Below are 25233 nucleotides of genomic sequence, written 5' to 3' on the forward strand. Positions count from 1 at the left end.
TTAAAGATATTTTATAGTGAAATACCTATATTAAAAATCATGAAAATATGTTAGATGTATAAGTTCACTTCGATGATTTATCTGACTTTTTCAATATTTATAAGAGTAAAGTTAATCCCTTAAATTATATTGTACATTTTTGTACTATAGAGATTTATTTTATCATTTGTATGCTATTTTGTCTTTATTGGTGGTTTTTGATGTCAAAAATTTCAATAAAATGCAAAAGATAGATTTTATTGTATAAAGGCAGATTTATGGGTTTCTTTCGTTGTATTGGTCGTTCCGCTTTATTTATGTTAGATCCAGAGCGTGCGCATCATTTAGCTATTTCTGGATTAAAAAGTGGACTGGATTGTTGTCAAAAGATTTTTGATAAGCGTTTATGTGTCAATATTTTAGGACTTACTTTTGAAAATTTTATTGGCCTTGCTGCAGGCTTTGATAAAAATGCAGAAGTTGTAGATTCTATTTTACGCTTAGGGTTTGGTTTTACTGAAATTGGTACAGTTACACCAAAACCACAGGTTGGGAATCCAAAACCACGGCTTTTCCGCTTGATAGAAGATGAAGCTATTATTAATAGAATGGGTTTTAATAATGACGGATACCAAACTGTTTATCGTAAGCTTTGTGCACGGAAACGCGTTGGTGTTGTAGGAGTCAATATTGGTGCGAATAAGGATACAGTAAATAGGATTGACGATTATGTTTCTGGTATTGCTTGCTTTTACGATGTTGCTGATTATTTTGCGCTTAATGTTTCTTCACCTAATACACCAGGTTTACGTAATTTGCAGATCCGTGATAGCTTGCATTTTTTGATTCAAGCAATTTCGCAAGCGCGTAGCGAACAAAAGGAAAAACATGGATTCTCTATTCCGATTTTTTTGAAAATTGCTCCTGATTTGACGGAGAAGGAATTAGATGATGTGGCTCAAGAAATAAGTGCTTCTGATTTTGATGGTTTAATTATTTCTAACACGACTCTTTCGCGTAGGAGACTCACAGATAGCAGGTGGATTGATGAAGAAGGTGGGCTATCAGGACGTCCATTATTTGAACATTCTACTGTTGTTCTTGCAAAAATGCGTAAAAAATTAGGAAAAGATATTGCAATTATTGGTGTCGGTGGTGTGAGGGATGCACAAACAGCTTTGGAAAAAGTTAAAGCTGGTGCAGATTTGATACAAATTTATAGTGGAATGATTTATGAAGGACCAAATATTGCTGTAACCATTATGAAAGAAATTTTAAAGTTGATGCAGCAAGAGGGTGTTGATAATATAACAGCTTATCGCGATTATAATGTTGACAATTGGGCAAAATGTGCACTCTCTTTATAATAAAATTGTTGTTTTTTGATAAAAAATGTAAGTTTTGTTTAAAGGGGCTTGCAAACTCTTTTGATCTTCCGTATGTCACACAAACAAAAAGTAAGTATTTATGCGGTTGTAGCTCAGTTGGTTAGAGCGCTGGTTTGTGGCACCAGAGGTCGTAGGTTCAAATCCCACCAACCGTACCATTTTTCACTGTGTTTAGTAAAATTAAACGGTATTTTAGAAAACCGTTAGATGTATTTTCCTTGATAAGCGTTATTATGTTCTTTAAATAAAAATTAAGCTGATGCAATTTTTGCATAATATTGATTATATAAAATGATGTTATAACAAAGAGAGCTGAGTTTTTTTTGAATTGGTGTGTTATGACTGTGAAAAAGTAAACAAATGAAGAATGAAAATTGTAAGTCTATTTCTGATTTTCTTGAAAATTTACGTGGTGTAAAGGATTGGAAGCAAGTTTCACAATGGCTTGCATTTCGCAACGTAGAGGATATCGAGTGTATTACACCCGATCAAGCAGGGGTAGCACGTGGCAAGATGATGCTTTCTAAAAAGTTCACATCGGATACATCATTAGCATTACCTTCGTCTGTTTTTATGTCAACAATTTCAGGAAACTATCCAGAAGATAGCAATGGTTTTGAGTATCCAAAAGCAGACGGTGATTTACGCCTTGAGCCTGATCTTTCTACATTGACCATTGTTCCATGGGAAGAGGCTCCTACAGCACAAGTGATTTGTGATCTTATCTATCAAAATGGACAGGCTGTTGAGTATACACCGCGTAATGTTTTGAGAACAGTGATTGATTTTTATACTCGGATGGGTTTAAAGCCAGTTGTTGCACCAGAAATTGAATTTTATTTTGTACAAAAGAATCCCGATCCTGATTATCCTTTGGTATTTCCAGTTGGTCGCTCTGGGCGTGCAATTGGGGGAGGGCAAGGATATTCAATTGCTGGTGTGAATGAATTTGATGAAGTGATTGATGATATTTATCATTTTTCAGAAGCACAAGGATTAGAAATTGATACACTTATTCATGAAGAAGGGGCTGGTCAATTCGAAATTAATTTACGTCATGGTGATCCTATTGAATTAGCTGACCAAGTTTTTATGTTTAAACGAACTATCCGTGAAGCAGCACTTAAACATAATATGTATGCAACATTTATGGCAAAGCCTATCCAGGGGCAGCCAGGATCTGCTATGCATATTCATCAATCTGTGATCAATCAAGAGACAGGTGCGAATCTTTTTACAAAAGAGGATGGTGGAGAAAGTGTATATTTTCGCTACTTTATTGGTGGATTACAAAGGCATATGGCAGGAGCTCTTGTTATGCTTGCTCCTTATGTTAATTCTTATCGGCGGCTCATGCCTGGAATCTCAGCACCGGTGAATTTGCGATGGGGATATGATAATCGTACAACAGCTTTTCGTGTGCCAAGTTCTGTTCCACAAGGACGGCGTGTTGAGAATAGAATTCCTTCATCAGATGCTAATCCTTATTTGGCACTTGCAGCTTCTTTGGCTTGTGGCCTCATTGGTTTGCAACAAAAAATTGAGCCGGATAACCCAACAATAAAAACTGTAAATGCTGATAATATCGAATTACCGCGTGGTCTTATTGAAGCTGTTAATTTATTTGAACAAGATAAAGAATTGCGTGCTATTTTGGGAGATACATTTGTGAGCACTTACGCTGCTATTAAACGACAAGAATTTGAAATTTTTATGGAAGTTATTAGTCCATGGGAGCGTGAATATCTTCTGCTGAATGTTTAAGTATTTCTATTATGAGTGATTATAATCCCGTTTCTCCTGGACATTCTTGGTATGAAGATACTTTAAAAGAACGTCCTTCGTATCCATTCGTTGACGAACAAGCACAGTGTGATGTGGTTATTATTGGAGGTGGTTTTACCGGGCTTTCAGCTGCTTATCACTTAGCTAAAAATGGAGTTAGTGTTATTTTATGTGAGGCTTCACGTTTTGGCGATGGAGCTTCTGGAAGGAATGGGGGGCAATTGGGAACAGGGCAACGACAATGGGTAGAAACGTTAGAGAAAAAATACGGTTTTGAAAGAAGTAAAGCACTGTTTGATTTAGCTGAAGAAGCTAAAAAAGATATTTTTTCTTGGTGTAGTAGGCCTGATTGTAAAATTGATTTTATGATAGGGCAGCTTTCAGTTATCCATAAAAAACGTGAAATTATAACTTATCAGCAGCATGTTGAGACATTACAGCGTTATGGTTATTCTAACCTTACTTTTATGAATAAAAATGAAACCGCTGAGCGACTTGGCTCATCTTTTTATCATGGTGGTCTCTATGATGCAGAAACCGGTCATATCAATCCTTTAAAATTTGTTGTTTGGTTGGCAAAAAAAGCAAAAGAGGCTGGTGCTAAACTTTATGAAAAAACCCAAGTAACAGGGATAGAACGAAAGAGAAATCAGTATGTAGTAAGAACAGAGTTGGCGAACATTACGGCTGAGAATGTTTTATTAGCAACCAATGCCTATAAACTTGGGCTCCAACATTTTGTTGAGAAGAATATTGTTTCTATTCGCTCATATATTGGAGCGACAGAGCCATTACCAAAACATAGTTCAATTCTTTCAAACGGTGAAGCTGTAGATGATTCTCGTTTCATGGTTCGTTATTTTCGCAAAAGTATTGATAATCGCTTATTATTTGGGGGAGTAGAAAGTTATGATCATCGGTATCCGGCTAACTTAAATGAGCGTATATATCGGCAAATTATTGAAATTTATCCTCAATTACGGTCTATAAATTTAACTCATTGTTGGGGGGGGACAGTAGCTATTACAGTTGAACGTATGCCTTATGTTCGCCAAATTATGCCAGGTTTTACTTATTGTGGAGGATATTCAGGACATGGGGTTATGCTGGCCCCCTTTATAGGGAAATTATATGCTGAATGGTTGTCTGGAAAGCATGAGCGTTTTGCATATTTTCAAGATTTAAAAATTTCTTCTTTTCCAGGTGGAAAATTTTTGCGTTATCCACTTATATTTTTAGCTATGAATTGGTTTTCGTTGATGGATCGTTTTTAATTAGTCATGATTTGAAATGAAGAAAGTTAATGATTTATTTCGTGTCTATCTGCTTTGTAGTATGGTTTTTGTAAGACTATATTTATATGGTTTATGAAAAGAGGTAAGTGATAGAGAAACATTATAGTTCGTAAGATTATGATGAATAATTTTTTATAAACGAAGACAATTTTTATTTATAGATAGATAAGAATATGTCTAAATTTTCTGTGATTTTATAACTTATTTTTCATAATACTTTTCATATGCATGTAAAAAAATTCTAATCGGTTAAATAGTTATCTATAATTTGATAATGAAGGATTCAGTTTCAATAAATCTGTAGTTTTATTATATATCATGAAATCTGAATTTTCAGATGCGTTTTCTGAGAATAATTTCTAGCGTTTGTGAACGCTTATTGATTGAGGTTATATGCAAAATAAAACATTTTTTGTGCATTGTGATGAAGTTATTGGATGTTGGATTGACCCAATTCTTAAAGAATGAAAGACAATCAGCCCTTCTATGCATGAGCAAATTCTCGTTCATTGAGAGGATATTTATTTTAACTATTTTGAATGAACGTGATAGGTGCGTGTAGAATAACTTATTTGGGATGATAATAATGTATGAAATGAATATCAACCGTTTAAATTTTGAAACACCTTCTGCTTTAGCATTGGCGTTAACGGATAGGGTTGCAGCAGAGCTTAGCATCTCTATTCTTGAGCGTAAACAAGCAATTTTAGCTGTTTCTGGTGGAAAAACACCAGAGCTGTTTTTTCATTATTTGTCGAAAGTTGATATTGATTGGCAAAATGTTATTATAACTTTGGTTGATGAACGCTTTGTCCCTGTTAGCGATGAGCGTTCAAATGAGTATTGTGTACGGCGTTATTTGTTACAAAATTTTGCTGCTAAAGCACGTTTCGTAGGACTTTATCATAAAGCAGTGACTGCTGAGCTTGCGGCTTTTTCAGCGGCTAATCGTGTGAACACTTTGCCTATGCCGTTTGATGTTACTGTTTTAGGAATGGGTATTGATGGACATACTGCTTCTTTTTTTCCAGATAGTGATCGTTTAGAGCAAGCCCTTGATCTCCAATCACAAGCACTTGTTTTACCTATTTATGCTAGGAGTGCTATTGAACCAAGATTGACATTGACTTTGCCGGTTATAATTCAATCTCGTTTTATTGCTCTTCATTTTGAAGGGGCTCAAAAATATGCTTGTTTCGAAGAAGCTTGTCAAAATGGATCTGAAATGGAAATGCCTATCCGAGCAGTTTTGCAGCATGCCCGTCACCTGATTCAAGTCTACTGCTCACCTGCCGAAGATGAAATATAAGAAGTAAAAAATAATGAAAATATCGTAAAAATGAAATGCTTTTTCTGACAATTAAATATGCAAGTTAATAAGAAATAGAGATATTTTTTCAAAAACAATTTCTATGGTTAAGTAAGGTGTTTGTTAGCATTTTATGCTGGCGCTAAAATCTTCTTTAGCTTGAGATGCAAAGAAAACTTCTCTCAATGTATTATTGGTGGAAATGATTGCGCTGCAGATGATTATATATTCAAAGTATCCAACAACAATCCATCTCTTATAGCATTAAACACTTTTGATGATATTTCTGTTGTGTTGATGGAGAGCGGTAATGCGATTTTCTGTGATGTTTATAGGATTATTTAATCATTGCAGGTAATCAGGTAATTGAACGTCGGAATAATCATATCGTAAGATCTTTTAATAATAGATATAGCATAAATATACGTGCATTATATATGAATATCAGTACGCTGTGCGGCTCAAAAATATTTTCTATTATAGCATTATTAAAATATAAAATTTATTATTCATGTAATAAAGGTGCGTAAAATTTTTAGAATTCTGGTACAGGTAATTTATGGGCTCGGGCGGCAGCCTTAAGTGTATTGACCATAAGCATGGCAATGGTCATAGGGCCAACACCTCCTGGCACAGGAGTTATGGCAGTGGCTATTTTCCTAACTTCTTCAAAATCAACATCGCCAACAATATGGGGTTTCATTGTATTTTTTTCTGATGTTTCAATTCGATTAATACCAACATCGATAATAACTGCTCCTTTTTTAACCCATTCCTTTTTAATCAACCTTGGACGACCAACAGCTACTACTAAAATATCAGCACTACGGCACACTTCATCAAGATCACGGGTACGACTATGCGCAATTGTTACTGTGGCATTGACGGCTGTTAAGAGGGCCGCCATGGGTTTGCCAACAATATTAGATCGTCCGACGATGACGGCATCAAGACCGGATAAATCTTTGCCACATTTTTGTTGAATCATCATCAAGATCCCAGCTGGTGTGCAAGGAACGATTGTGTCTTCGAAGATGTTTGCTGCAAGTTTTCCTATATTTATATAGTGGAAACCATCAACATCTTTCTCGACAGCGATAGTTTGTGTTATATTGTTTGTATTGATGTGAGTAGGGAGAGGCAGTTGCACCAAAATGCCATGGATTTTAGGATCAGAATTTAATGTTTCGATAAGCTGAAGAAGCTCTTTTTCTTTTGTTTCTTTGGGCATCACATGTTTGACTGAAAGAAAGCCGCATTCTTCAGCCTTTTTACTTTTTGATGAAACATAAATTTGGCTTGCGGGGTCGTCTCCTACAATAATAACAGCGATACCAGGTTGTATTTTATAATTATTGTAGAGTTTTTCTGTCTCATTTTTAACTTTGACAAGAATGTCTTCGGCAAGTTTTTTGCCGTCAATAATATTATCCATAAGAGGGATCCTTTCGGTAAGGCTATTTGGTTTTGTATAAAGCATTTACTGATTATAAAATAGAGTTTTATAGCAATGTTTAAGTTGGAATAAAAAAAGCGGCTCAACGGTTCTTATGTGTTTTTTTAACATGATGAAGGTATTTAAAATGAATTGTTTGATGAAAAGATAATAATATCCCTGTTCCAATAAGATTTCGATAAAAATGGAAATAATTCAACTTTTAATATATATAAACAGATTTCAAGATCCTAAAAAATTTTCTGAACTTTCATTTTATTTGATTTTAGTTTGTGATAAGAACGAAAGCTTAGAGGAAAATTGTGCGCATTAAAATAATAAAATTTTTAAGTGGAATTTTTATCGCAATTGTTTTTTTAGTTGGGGCTGCAGTTATTATTGTGCCCTATATTGTATCAACAGACGCGATTCGTATCCGTTTGGCACAGGATTTAAGCGTATGGACTGGCTATAGTGTTCAATTACGTGATCTTCCAAGATTGAAAATTTTTCCTTATCCAAAAGCATTTCTTTCAGGAGTTACTTTAACACCAAAAATGGAAAGTGCTGCATCTTTAGCTGCACCTTTAATGGAAGTAGAATCGATAGAAGTTGATCTTTCTTTGGTTTCTCTTCTTTGGGGGCGTATCTCTTTTTCAGAAACACGAATTATGTATCCAAAATTTATTATGGATAAACCTGCTAAAACGATATCTGATTTTTTTGATACACTTTTGCGATCACAAGGTGCATTCGGTTTGGCAATACAGAGTGCTCGTAAAATTATTAAGCGTAATCCTGATAATCCAGATGTAGCGAGCCTTTTAAATCAACCTTTTGGACGTATTGTTATTGAAAATGGTACATTGATGTATCGTGATGATGCTTCTGTTGTAATGGAACAAATAACAGGATTAAATGCATCAATAGATTGGCCTGGATTAACACAGGCAATGCAGTTTCGTGCAAAAGCTCGTTGGCATGGAGAGCTGACCGAATTATTCATTAATGCTGATCAAGCTTTGTTGCTTTTAGCAGGAGGAAAAAGCTCACTTCAGGTGAGTTTCAATTCTGTGCGTGGTGGTATAACTTTTAAGGGACAGGCACGGTTATCTGAATATTATATTTTTGATGGGAAGGTTTCGCTGCGTTCTCCTGGTTGGGATCAGACAGTCGCATGGATTGGTGGTAATCAGCTTTGGGGGCATGGGTTAAAGATGCCTATTGTATGGGAATCTGATTTTTTAGCACAGCCGGCACATGTCCGAATGAGCAATGTTATATTTACAATGGGCACAGCAAATGCACGTGGAGCCTTAGAATTTGATTTTAAAAATCACGTACCTGTTCTCATGGGGTCTTTAGGTTTTGATAAGCTTGATTTTGATATTTTGAAATTGTTACTTTTTTGCTCTGAACAGAAAAATGAATTTTTTGATGTCGCTTTTTTAAATCGTACAGGATTAGATATACGACTTTCCGCCCCACAAGCAAAAATAGGTGGTATTGCATTAACCGATTTGGCTGCAGTAATCCAAATTAAAAATGGACATGGCATTTTTGATCTTGGAAATGTAAATATTTTTGGTGGTTCTATTCAAAGTAACATCCAGATTATTCCAGATGGTAAAAGAGCAAACATTAAAGGAAGTGCTACGGGCACTTCTGTTGATGCGCATGCTATTTCATTAGCTTTAGGACTTTTTCCACTTTTACAAGCAAAAACCAACTTCATTATGACAATGCAGATGTTTCCTGGTTGCTGGCCAAAAATTCTTACTCAGATGCAAGGGCAGTTAACATTGAATATGTTTTCTGGTCAAGTGATAGGGCATAATCTGAATGATTTGCAAAATAAACTTTCAAAAAATGAACAGTTTCTTTTAACGTATGATCAGAAGCATTCAATAGATTTTGATCGTTTGGATATTAAGGCGAAATTGTTAGATGGTACAATATCTGTAACAGAAGCATTAATGCATACTAAAGATTGGAATTTGTTTATTCATAGAGCTATAGAAACTTTTGACACTAAGAATGGACAGAATGATTTGATATTACGAGCAAAATTGCAGAAAAATAATCGTTCAGAGACTATATGCAAAGATATTGAGTGTCTCAATAATAGTCTTGTACAACCTTTAATTTTTTCATTCAGTCCCACAGAGAAAATTTTCGGTAATTTTTTCGTCAAGAAAAATATTCATGAAAATTAGTATTTTTTCATTATTAGGTGGTAATGTGAGGAATATTTAGGAAATATTGTTTTATATAAAATTTTAAGAATATACTTACGTGTCTATTTATGCTAATGTATCTACATTGTACTGAAGTGAGTAGAAATACAGTAGCCATCTTGGATAATTGCGCAAGTCTCATCTGCTCCAACTGAACTAATTCCTATAGTAACTAGAATAAAGGCTAGAATTGAGGTAATAGTGATAATAGTAGCCTTTTGAACAGACATATTTCTCTCCAATTACAAGATGGTTTATCGGTACAATACTGTTATTATTAATTATGAATTTTTATGAAACTAAAAATCGTTTAACATTTTATTTGTTCCAGCTATATCTTATAAAAGTAAAAAAATTTTATCTTTCTTTCATAATTTAGTTTTTATAGATTTTATTTTTTATTGATTATTCTTTATTGCTGCACTCTTTTGACGATTTTAAAAAGCTCTGGTAAAAACTTTTTATGCGTGCAAATTATAAATTGAAAAGACTATTTGTTCGGCAATTATTGGCTTTAAACGAAGAAATAGTAATAGAGGGGCAACAAGCTTCTTATCTTATACATGTTTTGCGTATGAAAGAAGGCGCTGAGATTTTGCTTTTTAATGGACAGGATGGTGAATGGCTTGCCAAACTTCTTTTTATTAAAAAAAAAATTGTGGTGGCTCGTCTTATACGTCAAGAGAGGTTGCAGCCAATACATTCGGATCTTTTTTATTGCTTTGCTCCCCTTAAGCATATGCGTTTGGATTATGTGATACAAAAAGCTGTAGAAATGGGGGTATCTGTTTTATATCCCGTTATAACCCATCACACACAAGTTACTCGTATTAATATGGCCCGTATTGAGGCCAATATTATAGAAGCTTCTGAACAATGCGGTATTTTATCTTTGCCAAAATGTGCACCTGCTGTATCATTAGAAACATTTTTAGAAAATTGGGATAAAACGCATGCTTTATTTTTTTGTGATGAATTGAACGAATCGTATAATCTAATTCCTCTTTTAAGAAAGCATGGAACAAAGCCTTTGGGCGTTCTTATTGGTCCAGAAGGTGGTTTTAGTGAAGAGGAGCGAGTTTTTTTAAAGAAATATCCTTTTGTATTTTCTGTATCATTAGGCCCGCGTATTTTGCGTGCTGACACCGCAGCTGTTGCTGCACTAACTCTTGTTAATGCTACGATGGGGATTGGTCAATTGGTCAAGAGACTTGCAATATCATTCAAAACAATTCATTGAAATAGTATACTTAGATAATAGGATAAATAATTTATGGCACTTGATACAACTGATGAAAGTGAAATTAACGGCTTAGATTCTTTAGTCCGTTATTTCGAAGAGGGCTGTAAAACAGAGGATGATTGGTGTATCGGTACAGAACATGAAAAGTTTCCATTTTATTTAGATAGTTTGCGTCCTGTTCCATATGAAGGCGCAAGAGGAATCCGAGTGTTATTGGAAAAAATGCAAGGAGCTTTAGGATGGGAGGCTATTTTAGATGAAGGGAATATTATTGGAATCCTAGGATCAGTAGATCAAGGCGCTATTTCTTTAGAACCTGGGGGACAGTTTGAGTTATCTGGGGCACCCCTGAAAACAGTTGGTCATACTTACTGTGAAGTTATGAAGCATTTAGAGCTTCTCAAAAAAATTTCACAGCCGCTAGGTATTGGTTTTTTAGGTATGGGAGCTAGTCCAAAATGGACATTGGATGAAACACCAAGAATGCCCAAATCACGTTACCAAATTATGACCAATTATATGCCAAAAGTTGGTCATAACGGTCTTGATATGATGTATAGAACAGCAACTATTCAGGTGAATCTTGATTTTTCATCTGAGACTGATATGCGACGCAAAATGCAAGTAGCAATGAAGTTACAATCTATTGCAACAGCATTATTTGCTAGCTCCCCTTTTACTGAGGGGCGCCCGAATGGTTTTTTATCTTGGCGTTCTCATATTTGGCATAATACTGATAATCAGAGAACAGGAATACTCCCTTTCGTATTTTCTGAGTATTTTGGTTTTTCTGATTACGTTGAATGGGCACTTGATATACCAATGTATTTCGTTGTGCGTGATGGGCATTATTATGATTGTACGCATATAACTTTTCGCCAATTTATGAATGGAGCTTTAAGAAGGCAGATTGCGAATTTTGCACCGACGATAGGAGATTGGATTAATCATTTATCGACTTTATTTCCAGAAGTACGGTTAAAACGCTTTTTGGAAATGAGAGGCGCTGATGGTGGTTCTTTACAGCATATTTGTGCATTATCTGCTTTTTGGGTTGGTCTTCTTTATGATAGTGAGGCACTAAATGAAGCAGAGGCTTTGACGAAAGATTGGTGCTTTGAAGAAGTTTTAGAAATGTATACACGCGTTGCTAAAGAGGGGCTAAAAACACCTTTTCGTCAGACTATAATTTTAGAATTAGCACGTCATGCCCTTGCTATTTCACGTAAAGGTTTAAAAAATCGCCATCAGTATGATATTGACGGTTTTGATGAGACAGATTTTCTAGCTCCTTTGGAGGAAGTGGTAGCAATGGGAAGAACAAATGCTGATAAATTTTTATCTAATTATCACTCTATTTGGGGTAGGTCTGTGGAGCCAGTATTCTTAGAGTATGCTTATTAAATTATTTAAAATCAAAAAGCTCTTTTTGTTAATAATCTACATAGTATAATTATTATTTTTTATATTTAGTTTCAGCACAGCCTTATATCTGAACGATTCAGATTTATATGTATAATGTTCATATAAAAAATAGGGATATAAAACTCTACCGACACAAAGAATCATAAAGAATACTTTGCATATAGTTACTTTGTCCTATAAGATGAGTGTAATGATCTCCTAAAAAATAACCAAATTATTTTATAATACTTAGCCATTAAAATAAAACAGTTTGCATTACAAAAGCAGTTACGCACAAACTCCCACACCTATTTATGTTTCAGTTAAACCACTGTATTATATCAATAAAAATAGGCTTATCGCGCAGAACAAGTACGACTGCCACTGATCAGCCCTTCTCTTTGTGCATGTTTACGAGCAAGTTTACGTGTGCGGCGAATAGCCTCTGCTTTTTCACGAGCACGCTTTTCTGATGGTTTTTCGTAGTATCCACGCATCTTCATTTCACGAAAGATACCTTCACGCTGCATCTTTTTTTTCAACGCACGCAATGCTTGCTCAACATTATTATCACGAACGAGTACCTGCACAACTTATCCTACTTTGTTTTAATATTAAAAATAAATAAGCAATAACCAAACTCTCTTAAAACTATTAGGTCAAAAGATCAGATATAACAAAGTATATACCATATAAATAGGATGCTTGTCTATATTGCTTTTCAAAAACTCTATTCTTTTTGCTATCATTTGCTAATGTACTTTTCTTTCTAGGGTATGACTAGGTTTGTAATACAATTTTTGTCATTTTTATCCTGATAATAACTTCATTTTATCTTAAATGATAATAATAGAAGCAATACTTTGCTATATTAACTTACATGTTGATGATATAATCATACTCTTGTTGTTCGATCAATTAGCGTTGGAGGGTCAATTCTTTTGACTGTTTTATTTGTACAAGAACAACAAGGGAGAACAGTAAACATTTTCTACGGATATAACGGCTGTTGAAAAGTTGTTTATTATTTGTTTCAATGCCATGAGTAGCTGTTGTTATGATATTGGAAAGATTGGTGGAGATTGGATCAGCATTATGATTTTGCAGATATCGGAAGGTGATAATCTGCGCATAAGAATAGATTTTAATTTGTTACGAAATTCAGATGGAGCTTACTCCAACACACTTAAGAAAAAATAGCAATTCATTATGCAATGCGGTAAATGAAACGTATGTCTAAAAATTATGTGTTAATTGGAAAATTTTGTCATGAAAGTTTAAGATAAAGAACTCATCATATTTTCCGGAATTATATGTTTTCTGGTGATCATAGGATATATCTGTATTTTTTAAGTATATGGAAGAAGTGATAGCGTAAGCACTTCTTAAATGATCGGTGACTCTTTTAAAACAATAGAACAGATCTCGGGATTATTTTGAAAATCCAAAAATAACAGATAGTGTTAAATCTCCAAGCAATAGTTAATCTAAAAACCAGTTTTATATTTGAAAAATCGTTAATAATAAGGTGATAATATCTTTTTTTCTGATCTTATATTTTAGATATTTGCTTAAAATCTATATCCAATGTTCATAAAAGTTATGTTTGCTTTGTTCTAATTTAATTGTTTTTAAAATGATTTTTTGCCAAGGCATTCATTATCTAAAAATTGATCTCTATATAATTGGTTTAGAAACAAAAGCTATTAATCATTCTAAATATATAATTAATATTTTTTATAATAAAAAACATATTGACAATAAGTTAAATGATATTTAGAACACTTTGTATTTGTTACTGTAAATAATAATCGTTAAGTTTTAAAAAAGCTGAAAGGTGTGCGCTGATCGTTTAAGGTGTGCGCTGATCGTTTAAGGTGTGCGCTGATCGTTTAAGGTGTGCGCTGATCGTTTAAGGTGTGCGCTGATCGTTTAAGGTGTGCGCTGATCGTTTAAGGTGTGCGCTGATCGTTTAAGGTGTGCGCTGATCGTTTAAGGTGTGCGCTGATCGTTTAAGGTGTGCATGGAAAAATCTCCTAGTTCTAAAGCTTTTACATCACAGAAGTACGAAAACGGAGTGATTAGTATAGGCAATAAATCGAGTACAGAGTCGATAGATATTTCTCAAGAGGAACTACGAAAGTCTGTAGAGATGTCTATCAATGTATATATGATTAAAGGGCTTTACATTCTTCCTGAGGAGTTTGCCTTTATAAAGGGGTATGTGACTGCAGCTGATAGTTTTTTACGCGATGATCTCTCATCTAGTGATTTTTCACTTAAAGATTTTTTACTTAGAGATTATTTGTTATTCAGAGATCTTACACGGAAGAAATTTAATATTCCGGTGGATAAGGTTTTGCTAAATGGCTATGTCTATGCTAATAGTTTAACGTTGAAAAATAAATATGAATTGCAGGGCATAGAGTTTCGAAATATGTGTGCCTATGATGTATCAGAAGCAGAGTACAGGCTTAAAAAAGAACCGCTACCAGAAAAGTTTGATTCATCTTATCTAAAATATCTTCATAAATGTTTGTTTGAGAAAACGTTCGAATGGGCTGGGCATACCTGTGATATTCCATTTACATTTTTAGATGGCACAGTTACCACGGTGCCAGTCAATAATAAAATTAAAGACGGTTTAGAGAGAATCGATCAAATACTAGCCGAAAAGAATAATTTGAAAGGTTTATCACATAAAGAGTTTGTTTATGAAGCATCGATGATATTTGCTTTGTTTAGTAATTTAAGACCTTTTGCAGTTGGAAATGGATGCGCACAACGGATATTTATGGAACAAATAGCCGAAGCAGCAGGGTATAGGCTTGACTTCTCGGTTGTAACAGAACGACGCATGCGATCTGCTAATAATGCTGCGTTACCACGTGGTGGCAGAGCTGTAGGCAATATCGCTCCTATGTGTCGTCTATTTGAAGATATCTCCAATCCAGAAAAAGTGGATGTTTTAAGAGAATTCTTCATGAATGTCATAAGGAATGCGGGATCTTTTGATGAGTATGCAAAGGTGACAAATAGGGTTGTTGTAGTGCCAAATGAAGGTTCTACCTATACGGGTATTTGTAAAGGTTATAGCCCAGATTCCATCATGCTCATGATAAATAATAAGTATGTTATATGCAAAAAAGATTATTTTGCACCAGAAACATTAACAGCATTACGGCTTGGTGACAAACTTACTTTTAGAGCTTCTGTGCCAGAAAACTTTGAGAATATTCTTATTCCAGAAGAAAAAGTAGCTCCTTTGACGGAAAAAGAAATTGTTGCAAGAATTGCAGGTGATATTTTCGTTCAAAAGAGTCGACAAAAAATCAAAACTTTATCAAAATCTGTCTATAAAAGCTCGAAAATATTGGATGCTGATATCAATCTTGTTAATATAGATTCAGGTTTCGGTGAACAGTATATCAGACAGAATATGAGTCTTTTTAAATATATGTCTAAATTGGCAGGTACGGAAATATTGGGCATTGACAGTCCACGGCGCAAACAAGCTAAGAAAGATTACTTTAATCTCACTCAGGAATTTGATAATTATATAAGTATTGTAGTCTCTCGTAGAGAGCACATTCTTCAAGAGCACCAAGAAAAACAAGAACGTTGTCAGCAAGCGATAAAAATACCTAGTCAAGCAGTGCAAAATATCCTTTCTATGTCTGAAGAAGATCAGATCAAAGCTTTAAATGCCAATCCCTCACTTTGCGGAGAAATTACAGGTCTTGTGGATAAAGTCAAAGATCGTCTTACATTTTGGGAGTATCAAACCCTTGATGATAGAGATTATGAGAAGCTCGCTGAAAGTGTCGGTATATCATTCAGTAGAGCACAGAAAGTCACAGAAATTATTAAGAAAGCTCAAAAAGTATGTCGGCTAACTAGAAGCAGAGCTCATGAATCGAAAAAAATGGAGCATAATCTATTACAAATATAAGATTTACATTTTTTATTTTTTTATATTCATGGAGGCAAAGCATTTGTGTAAAGTTTGTATTTATCTCGATTGTAATAATCTGAGGTACCATAATTTTTTGTTCAGTCAGTATTGGATTTATCAAAACAAAAAATAGCTCGGAAAGAACTTTCAATTTATAATGAGCTAAAAAGGAAAATGTAAGATTCTATTTCCTTACCTTTAATTACACTATCTTTAATATTTAAAAAATATAAACGAAATTAACATATTATTCACAAAACCTATTGGCGCACCCGAAGAGATTCGAACTCCTGACCCCCAGATTCGTAGTCTGGTGCTCTATCCAGCTGAGCTACGGGTGCACACTCAGTTCTTTTAGTTAGGATATGGAATTCTTAATTGTTTCATTAGCGAATTACAAGTGAAACTTGGCAAAAATAGAGATTTTTATCTATTAGTCCATTATATTCTATTAGTTTATTATATATTGTTGTTTAAATACTGTTGTAATTTTTTGATTGCTAGAAAGTTTCTCCATAATATTTATATCATTGTATCATAATAGAGTTCCAATATGAACGATAGTTAACTTGACGGTCTGATCTACGAAAGATAGTCAAGTATAGATGAGATACGTTTTTGTGCTGAAAGTTTAAGAGACACTATCTGTAATTTGGTTTTTGATAAAACTTAAATATTACACAAAATTATTTCATACAGATGTGTGTATTCATTATAAATCAAGGATAGAGGTGTCAAATTGTGGAAAAAGACTGTTCCATTAGTCCTTTTAGCTTTCGTTTTGATTATTTCTTATTGTAAATCAAAATACAGTTTAGAAAATTCTACTCATGCAGTAAATCAAGTAAAAAATGTGCCCCATAAAATACTAAAATCACCGACAAATATGTCGGCAGCGAAAGTTATTGTTGATTCTGTTCAGGTTAAAAATTTTAATGAAACGCTCAATTTAATTGGCAACGGAAAAGCTATTGCAGCAGTAGGATTAACTCCTTGGTCGGTAGGTGTTATTGATAAATTTTTTGTATCAGCTGGAGAAAAAGTGCAAGCTGGTGATTTGATTGCAAAACTTGATTCTAAAAAGGAAGAGATAGCCGCTGCAAGAGCTAAGGTACAACGTGATAATAGTGCTTTAACGCTTTCGCGTATTCTGAAGTTACGTGCTACTAATACAGCAACAGAGGTGCAAGAACTGACAGCACGCTTAGAGCTAGATAATGCAAATTTGGCTTTGCGCGATGCTGAATTAGCACTTGATCGGCGGACAATTCGTACACCAATTAATGGAATTGTTGGTATTTTACCTATTGATGTAGGGAATGCTATTGCTCTTAATACTGAAATAGCTCGTATTGAAAATAGAGAGCGCATTTTAATCGATATATGGGTACCTGAACGATATGTATCACGCATTAGCAAAGGAGATGAAGTAGTTGTATCTTTAACAACACAGCCGAATGAGACTTTCGTTGGTTATATTCATGCGATTGATAATATAGTTGACGTTGCAAGCCGTACATTTCGCGTTCAAGTTGAGATCGAAAATAAAAAAAATACACTTATGTCTGGTATGTCTTTTTCTGTGACATTTCAATTCGATAGCGGCGTATTTCCTGTTATTAATCCCCTGGCGGTTCAATGGGATAGTAAAGGGTCATTTGTATGGTGTGTAAGAGAAGATAAGGTAGAACGTATTCCAGTATCGATTATTAAGCATAAAACAGATCAAATGTTTGTAAAAGCGTTTTTAGAGAATGATGATCAAGTTGTTATACAAGGGGGGCAAACGCTTTATCCAGGTAAGAGTGTCATTGTTGAAGACTCAACAGGTTCCAACAGTAATTAAGTAATTATGAGTAATGAATAAGCGGGATGTATAATGAGTCAAGAGCTTCAAACAAAACAATTTGTAACAGAGCCAGAACAAGGTAGTATGATCGCATTATTTATTCGGAGGCCAGTTTTCACTTTTGTTGTGAATGCTATGATCATAATTACAGGACTTTCTGCATGGATGAATGTTGATGTACGCGAATTGCCCGATGTTGATATTCCAGTAACGACGATTATGACAATTTTTTCTGGTGCATCAGCAGAAACAATTGATCGTGAGATTACGAAAGTTATAGAAGATGCTGTTGCTCGTGTTTCAGGAGTTAAAACAATTTCTTCAACTTCTTCTTTTGGTCGTTCTCGTGTACAAATTAATTTTAATGTTGGTGTTGATTTAAATGTTGCAGCATCTGATATTCGTGATGCTATTTCTCGCATTACTTATTCTCTACCAAAAGATGCAGATTCACCTTTAATTATTAAAGCAGATTCAAATGCTGCTTCGATGATGTATTTAGTTGTGACTTCACCAACAATGAATATTGATGATTTAACAACGATTGTAAATGATCAAATTATTGATACGCTTTCCGCTGTTGATGGTGTTGGTGATGTGCAAGTTGATAGTGCTCGCACGAAAATTTTTCAGATTGATGTCGATCAAGTGAAGCTTGCTAGCTATGGATTGACTGTGGGTGATATTTCGCGTGTTCTTGCTGATATGACAACTGATGCTCCTGTAGGATCATTGCGCAATTCTAGACAAACCTTAATTGTACGTGCGACTGCTCGCTTGACAACACCTGAAGCTTTTGAACAAGTTATCTTAAAGCCTCATGTGAAACTTGGAGATGTTGCACGTGTTACTTTATCCCCTGATGTGGAAACAGTTATTCTTCGCGTTAATGGGAAAACAGGGATTGGGATAGGGATTGTGCGTAAAGCGCAATCCAATACTCTCAATATTTCTAAAGGTGTTCGCACGGTTCTTGAACAACTTAAAGGTGTTTTGCCTCCCTCTGTGCATATGAGTATTCTTAGTGATGATGCTATTTTTATTCAAAGTGCTCTTTATGAAGTCGAGGTTGCTTTAGCCATCGCTATATTAAGTGTTATTTTAGTTATTTTTCTTTTTCTTAGAGATATTCGTGCAACACTTATTCCTATTTTGTCTATTCCAGTTGCTCTTATAGGGACAATTGCAGCGATTTATCTTGCAGGGTTTTCATTGAATATCTTGACATTTTTAGGACTTGTTTTGGCAACGGGACTTGTTGTGGATGATGCAATTGTTGTTCTTGAGAATATTGTTCGAAGGCGTAATATGGGATTAGGATCTCGATCAGCAGCAGTAGTAGGAACACAAGAAGTATTTTTTGCTGTTTTAGCAACGACATTAACTTTAGTTGCTGTTTTTGTACCTATTTCTTTTCTTCCTGGACAGGTTGGAGGACTTTTTAGAGAATTCGGTTTTGTTTTAGCTATTTCCATTTTGCTTTCTTCAGTTGTTGCTTTGACGCTTTGTCCTATGCTTGCTTCACGCTTTCTTAAACGATATGTTGAAGACAGTAAAGAAAAAGCGCATTATTTTGCTCTTTTGGATAAATTAGGTACTTTTTTTAGCAGGAACTACGCTTATAGTTTACATAAATGTTTAGAACGTCCTTGGACTGCTGTACTGGTTTCGTTTGTTTTTGCAAGCCTTTGTCTTGGAGGCTACATGAAATTACAACAGGAATTAACACCAACAGAAGATAGAGCCGTTGTTTTTTTAGTTATTAATGGGCCACAAGGGATTTCAGTGCAATATTTGAATGAGCAGGTGAAGCAGATTGAAGAGAGCTTAGAGCCTTTGCGTGATGCTGGTGAGATTGTTAATAGTTACTCTGTTGCTGGAGTTGGTGGTTCACCTAATAGTGCTTTTCTTGTTTTGTTGCTTTCATCTTGGGATCAACGTTCTCGGAGCCAGCAAGAGATTGTAGAAGATATTAATGTGAAGGTTAAAGCATTTCCGGCAGTATTCGTATTTGCAGCTCAAGGAAATTCATTAGGAGTCCGAGGAACTGGTCAAGGATTACAATTCGCAATTCTCGGAGATAATTATACAAAATTACAATCTATTGCTGGCGAGCTGATTAAGCTTTTGCAATCTGATACGCGCTTTATTCGTCCGCGGCTTACGGTAGATGCAACACAACCACAATTTTTTATTGAAATTGATCGAGAAAAAGCTTCTGATTTAGGTATTGATATTACTAATTTGAGTAATACGCTACAAGCAATGTTAGATGGAAGAAAGATCGGTTCTATTTATGTAGATGATCATTCTTACGATGTTAAACTGACATCGCGTAAGAACCCCATTACTGATCCGTCTGATCTGGAGAATGTTTTTTTTAAAACTACAGACAATAAATATGTTCCTTTATCCGTTATTGCAAATTTGCACGAAAAAGCTATTGCACCACAGTTAAAACGAGAAAAACGTATGAGTGCAGTTGTGTTGAGTACAAATCTTGCTCCGGGTGTTTCTTTGGGAAATGCGTATCAAGCTATAGAAAATATTGCTTCTCCTTTATTAGTGGAAGGAAATTATATTATTCCTTTGGGTGAAGCTGCAACACTTAGTGAGACATCTTCTAGTTTCATGAGTGTTTTTGGTATCGCCTTTGTGATTATTCTGTTGGTTTTAGCTGCGCAGTTTGAGAGTTTTATTTCAGGTTTTATTATAATAGCTACTGTACCATTAGGACTTGGTTGTGCTGTAATTGCTATGCTTTTTAGCGGTGTTAGTCTGAATATTTATAGTCAAATTGGTTTGATTTTATTGGTGGGAGTTATGGCAAAAAATGGTATTTTAATTGTTGAATTTGCAGATCAGTTACGTGAGCAAGGTAAAAGTGTGCGTGAAGCTGTAGAAGATGCGGCAAATATTCGTCTTCGCCCAGTATGTATGACAATGATTTGCGCTATCTTAGGAGGAATTCCTTTAGTTTTAGCAAAAGGTGCTGGCGCAGAAGCACGTATAGCTTTAGGATGGGTTATTGTTGGTGGTTTAGGTCTAGCAACGATTTTTACTCTTTTTATGACGCCAGTTGTTTATCTCTTACTTGGACGTTTTGTACAACCAAAAGCAGAACAAGCTCTGCGTTTAAAAGACGATCTTAGCCACATTGACTGATTTTTTTAAGAATAAAAGGTGAATAGATTTTTAAATTTTTTATTTGAAAGATATCATTTTAGTACTTTATCTTTTTTATTTTTGCGTAGCTTTATTTTGTAAGTATGCAATAAAAAGTAAGTTGAATAGTTTTCTATCTTGTTACCATTAATGTTTAAAATTCTATTATCAATGGTTAGGGAGATATAATTGATAATTCGTAATGAAAAAGCTTTTAATGAGACTTTGAAGGCGCTAAAACAGCATCTTATAAAAGATAGGGTTTGTGATATCCGTCAACATTTTACAGAAGATGCACAACGTTTTACTCATTTTTCTTTAAAACTTGATGATTTTCTTTTTGATTTTTCAAAGTGCGGTGTAACATTTAATACTTTGCGACTTTTGGATAATCTTGCTGTTGCAACAAATGTATTAGGCTGTTGTAAAGCAATGTTTTCTGGTGAAATTATTAATAAAACAGAACAACGTTCAGCCCTTCATGTTGCATTGCGTTTTTCTGTCGATGAAATTTTTATGTTAGATGGATGCAATATTGTTCAAGATATTCAAGCTGTTTTTTCCCGCATGGAAACATTTTCTGAAATGGTCCGCGATGGAAGCTATAAGGGAAGCAGTGGTGAGAAAATACTTGATATTGTGAATATCGGTATTGGGGGCTCTGATCTTGGGCCTGCAATGGTTACGGGTGCCTTGAAGCCATATCATAATGGTCCACGTTGTCATTTTGTTTCTAACGTTGATAGCGCACATATTTCTGACACTCTTGCTAATTTAAATCCAGAAACAACGTTATTTGTTATTGCCTCTAAAACTTTTACTACAGTTGAAACAATGCTTAATGCTCGTGTTGCACGTCAATGGATTAGTGCGCATTTAGGTGAGGAAGCGATAAAAACGCATTTCGTTGCTGTATCAAGTGCAGTCGATAAAGTGATAGAATTTGGTATAGCTCCATCAAAAATTTTTAGATTTTGGGATTGGATAGGAGGGCGTTATTCAGTTTGGTCAGCAATTGGCCTTGTTATTATGTTGGCAATAGGTGGTCAGAACTTTCGTCAATTTCTCGAAGGCGCTCAGCAAATGGATCAACATTTTAAAAGTGCGTCTTTACATCAAAATATTCCTATTCGGTTTGCCCTTTTAGGATTCTGGCATCGCGTGATTTGTGGTTATACATCACGTGTTGTTGTTCCTTATGCGCAGCGTTTGGAGCGTTTGCCAGCTTATTTACAACAGCTTGATATGGAATCAAATGGCAAGCAAGTTTTTTTAGATGGTAAGCCAATGAATTTTCCAAGTGGGCCGATTGTTTGGGGGGCTTCAGGGACAAATGGACAACATGCTTTTTTTCAGTTCTTACATCAAGGAACAGATATCGTTCCTGTAGAATTTATTTTATTTGCAAAAGGGCATGAGCCAAATTTATGTCATATGCATGATATGCTGGTGGCTAATTGTTTGGCACAGTCAGCAGCTTTGATGAAGGGTCGCGATATTAAAGAGCGACAACATATTATTCATAGACCTGATAATACTGATGTGGCTAATTTAGCTCTTCATAAAAGTTGTAAAGGAAATCGACCTAGTATTATCTTGCTTCAAGATTTATTGACGCCTTTTACTCTTGGTCGTTTAATTGCACTTTATGAGCACCGTATTTTTGTTGAAGGCATTTTAATGAATATTAATTCATTTGATCAATGGGGCGTTGAATTTGGCAAAGAGCTAGCAAATGAACTATTGCCAATGATTGGTGGAGAAGGTGAAAATAATGATCACGATAGCTCAACATTAGGATTATTAGCGCATATTCAAAACAGGCGTATTAAATAAAACGTCTGAATTTGAGTATGTGCATGTGTAATAGAAAAATCTTTAATAGATTAATTATCGAATGTATAGAAATATCACTTAAAACTATAAATATTACACAACTCTTATAACGTAGCACTTATAATATCAATTTAAAACTCTCAAATACAGAAAAAATACACAAAAATTAACACTAATTTTTATGTAAATGATCAAACGTTAAAAATGACATCACTACCTCATCAAAGATTTATATTCAACAATCCTTTTTTTGTGTGCTGATACAGACATAGCTTTACCCCCTGTTACGACTACATGTCTTCCAAATCTCTCAAAAATGACTTCATTTTTTTTGTTAACGATTTCTTCTTCAGATCCAGGATTTCTTTTCACATATTGCTCAAGACGTCTGAAACCTTGCACGTGTTTATAAAAGTCGATTGGAAGATATGTATCCAACAAACCAGGAGATAAATGCACTTCCCTATCCCACCGATCACCTTTAATATTATCTCTATGTAATTTTTCTAATTTGTCAGATCGAAGATAAAGTTTTTTAGCGAGAGATAAACTAAAAATTCCACATTCAGACATACTTCGCTGAATATCCATTTCCGCCATAGAAAAATAACAGTGAGGTAATCGAGATTCCATGATTGATTGCATTTTTGCTCCCAGAATTGCTGGTAATGGAAGATCGAATCTCGCAGGTTCAAACAATATCAAAGATATCTTATTATCGATAGTTTGGTGATCAACTGTTACAAAATGAATGCTATTATCCTTTCCTCCTACGTTAATTATATATCTAGAAGACCTAATTCCATTCTCAATTGTTTTTTTGATTGATGCGACGAAATCTATAGGTTCTTTAACCAATGTAAGATTCATTTCTGGGTATTTATTATTCGCCTGCCTTATCAAGGCACGCATCATTTTAGAATCTCTTTCTATATAACTAACATCAGGCCAATAAAGATTAAAAACGTCACGTTCTAAACCTGCAATAACGTTTGTTAGCGATTCACTACTTAAATCAACATCATCTTCGGTATTAGATAAACCAACAGCACTTTTTATCGCACTCAATAATTTCCGCATTAAATCATTTCACATTATAAAAATTTTTAATAATCTTGAATGGTGTAACATTATTGTGATTACATTATGTCATAGATTAATTTTCTCTCTTTCTGAAAAAAGAAGGTAAAATTAATATTTTAAATCTAAAAAGATTTTATGATAAGTTTTGAAGAAATTTATTTCTCCATGTTAATTAGTTAACATGATTAGCAATTTTTAAAAACAGTGTTACAATCTCATCGCCAATGGAGCTATCATAACGAATTCTACTATGGACATCTTAAGCCAAAAATTCAATCTCTGTAGTTCTGAAAAATGAAAAAGCCAATGCAAATGTCATAGGAAGCTTTAAGTGTTTTATGTGGATTGTTGAAAGAAGTATGTTCAAAATAATATTTATAGGATTTATTATTTCTAGTTGCGTAGCTTGAATAATTAACAAAAGCGTAAATTTATCCTTACTTTTTATTACTAATGCTGGTATTACTTGGGATTTATGGATTTATGAAATTGATATGTTTAGGTTTTATAGGAAGCTTGATACTTGGATCATTGTTAAGTTCGGAATCTAGATCTGGATAGACAGCTTTAACAAATGGAAAGAGCTTTTTCTATCCAGATGTTATTTATCTTAATTGTTTGTTTTTGTATTCTATCCAAAGTGAAATACTCGCATGGATAGTAGTAGCCGGTAAGAGAGCTTATAGATAAGCACTTAAATATCGTTAGCATTCTTCGCTACCTCTATTTCGAAATAATTATAATTAAATGGCTTTGTAAAAATAATTGGATACTAAATGTTTTATTGTTTAAAAAAAATTATTAGGTTAGATGATGGTGTTTAATACACTAACATTCTCCGTATGATTACTGTAACCACACTCTATACACTAAAATTTGGGGGACTTAATAATTTTTTAGCAGTATGATTATAACTAAGTATGATTATAACTAAAAGAGTGTTGTGCTTTTGAAGCAGAATGAATACGAAAGTGGGGATACTCATTTTACGAATTACAAGTATATTTTTTATGAATTATAGAAAAGTAGTAGTAGCCGATTGTAAAAAGCTGAAGACTTATATTCTAATAGAATATTCAAAAAATCTCATCTTTCGGAAGAATTATACAGCGACAAACTGTTATTACTTTACTTAATTTATTAGCACCAGTTAAGGTGCCGTACTTAATATTATTAATCGATTTATCGACCATCAGAAAGCCTCTGATTAATAAAAATTTAAACACACCACCTAAATCACATAGAATGATATTTACGGCATAGCAAATAC

The 25233-nt window shown here is 34.4% G+C and carries 14 protein-coding genes and 2 tRNA genes; 12 read left to right on the forward strand and 4 right to left on the reverse strand.

Features of this window, described 5'->3' with window-relative positions; genetic code table 11:
* Window positions 1-257: 257 nt before the first annotated feature.
* From Bra60_RS00530 to pgl, 5 genes are all read left to right on the forward strand, one after another.
* A complete protein-coding gene (locus Bra60_RS00530; protein ID WP_078688277.1) occupies window positions 258-1346 on the forward strand; it encodes a quinone-dependent dihydroorotate dehydrogenase in 1089 nt (362 codons plus the stop codon).
* 102 nt (window positions 1347-1448) lie between these two features.
* A tRNA-His gene (locus tag Bra60_RS00535) sits at window positions 1449-1525 on the forward strand.
* Window positions 1526-1727: 202 nt separating this feature from the next.
* The gene (locus tag Bra60_RS00540) at window positions 1728-3131 is read left to right on the forward strand and encodes a glutamine synthetase family protein (protein ID WP_078688278.1); all 1404 of its coding nucleotides are present in this window, start codon (window positions 1728-1730) and stop codon (window positions 3129-3131) included.
* A gap of 11 nt (window positions 3132-3142) precedes the next feature.
* Window positions 3143-4426 carry an NAD(P)/FAD-dependent oxidoreductase gene (locus tag Bra60_RS00545; RefSeq protein ID WP_078688279.1) on the forward strand — a complete coding sequence of 428 codons (1284 nt, stop codon included), beginning with the start codon at window positions 3143-3145 and terminating at the stop codon, window positions 4424-4426.
* Window positions 4427-5033: 607 nt separating this feature from the next.
* Window positions 5034-5756, forward strand: a complete 723-nt coding sequence (gene pgl / locus Bra60_RS00550) for a 6-phosphogluconolactonase (protein ID WP_078673547.1) — start codon at window positions 5034-5036, stop codon at window positions 5754-5756.
* Between the two features lie 535 nt (window positions 5757-6291).
* Here the strand turns inward: pgl and folD are convergent.
* A complete protein-coding gene (gene folD, locus Bra60_RS00555) occupies window positions 6292-7191 on the reverse strand; it encodes a bifunctional methylenetetrahydrofolate dehydrogenase/methenyltetrahydrofolate cyclohydrolase FolD (protein ID WP_078688280.1) in 900 nt (299 codons plus the stop codon).
* A 323-nt stretch (window positions 7192-7514) separates the two neighbouring features.
* Between folD and Bra60_RS00560 the strand changes: the two genes are divergently transcribed.
* The 3 genes from Bra60_RS00560 (at window position 7515) to Bra60_RS00570 (ending at window position 12075) form a co-directional block, all read left to right on the forward strand.
* The gene (locus Bra60_RS00560) at window positions 7515-9407 is read left to right on the forward strand and encodes an AsmA family protein (RefSeq protein ID WP_078688281.1); all 1893 of its coding nucleotides are present in this window, start codon (window positions 7515-7517) and stop codon (window positions 9405-9407) included.
* Between the two features lie 484 nt (window positions 9408-9891).
* Entirely contained in the window at window positions 9892-10668 is a 777-nt protein-coding gene (locus Bra60_RS00565; protein ID WP_078697983.1) for a 16S rRNA (uracil(1498)-N(3))-methyltransferase, read from the forward strand.
* A gap of 33 nt (window positions 10669-10701) precedes the next feature.
* The gene (locus tag Bra60_RS00570) at window positions 10702-12075 is read left to right on the forward strand and encodes a glutamate--cysteine ligase (protein WP_078697984.1); all 1374 of its coding nucleotides are present in this window, start codon (window positions 10702-10704) and stop codon (window positions 12073-12075) included.
* Between the two features lie 356 nt (window positions 12076-12431).
* Here Bra60_RS00570 and rpsU read toward each other — a convergent pair whose 3' ends face one another.
* Complete coding sequence (rpsU, locus tag Bra60_RS00575; protein ID WP_035005704.1) at window positions 12432-12665, reverse strand: 30S ribosomal protein S21; 234 nt, start codon at window positions 12663-12665, stop codon at window positions 12432-12434.
* Window positions 12666-14098: 1433 nt separating this feature from the next.
* Between rpsU and Bra60_RS00580 the strand changes: the two genes are divergently transcribed.
* On the forward strand, window positions 14099-16027 hold the full coding sequence (locus tag Bra60_RS00580) for a BID domain-containing T4SS effector (protein ID WP_153300957.1): 1929 nt from the start codon (window positions 14099-14101) through the stop codon (window positions 16025-16027).
* 267 nt (window positions 16028-16294) lie between these two features.
* Here Bra60_RS00580 and Bra60_RS00585 read toward each other — a convergent pair.
* A tRNA-Arg gene (locus tag Bra60_RS00585) sits at window positions 16295-16371 on the reverse strand.
* Between the two features lie 398 nt (window positions 16372-16769).
* Between Bra60_RS00585 and Bra60_RS00590 the strand changes: the two genes are divergently transcribed.
* The 3 genes from Bra60_RS00590 to pgi all read left to right on the forward strand — a co-directional run bounded on the left by Bra60_RS00590 (window position 16770) and on the right by pgi (window position 22880).
* Window positions 16770-17876, forward strand: a complete 1107-nt coding sequence (locus Bra60_RS00590) for an efflux RND transporter periplasmic adaptor subunit (RefSeq protein ID WP_153300866.1) — start codon at window positions 16770-16772, stop codon at window positions 17874-17876.
* A gap of 33 nt (window positions 17877-17909) precedes the next feature.
* Window positions 17910-21044 (forward strand): efflux RND transporter permease subunit, encoded by a 3135-nt coding sequence (locus Bra60_RS00595; RefSeq protein WP_078688285.1) that lies wholly within the window; start codon window positions 17910-17912, stop codon window positions 21042-21044.
* 189 nt (window positions 21045-21233) lie between these two features.
* On the forward strand, window positions 21234-22880 hold the full coding sequence (gene pgi, locus Bra60_RS00600) for a glucose-6-phosphate isomerase (protein ID WP_078688286.1): 1647 nt from the start codon (window positions 21234-21236) through the stop codon (window positions 22878-22880).
* 213 nt (window positions 22881-23093) lie between these two features.
* On the opposite strand, the gene Bra60_RS00605 is transcribed toward pgi, so the two are convergent.
* Window positions 23094-23960, reverse strand: a complete 867-nt coding sequence (locus Bra60_RS00605; RefSeq protein WP_078697985.1) for a YopJ/AvrA family T3SS effector serine/threonine acetyltransferase — start codon at window positions 23958-23960, stop codon at window positions 23094-23096.
* Window positions 23961-25233: the final 1273 nt, after the last annotated feature.

It is taken from the genome of Bartonella sp. Raccoon60, from assembly GCF_002022585.1.
Taxonomy (GTDB): Bacteria; Pseudomonadota; Alphaproteobacteria; order Rhizobiales; family Rhizobiaceae; genus Bartonella; species Bartonella rochalimae.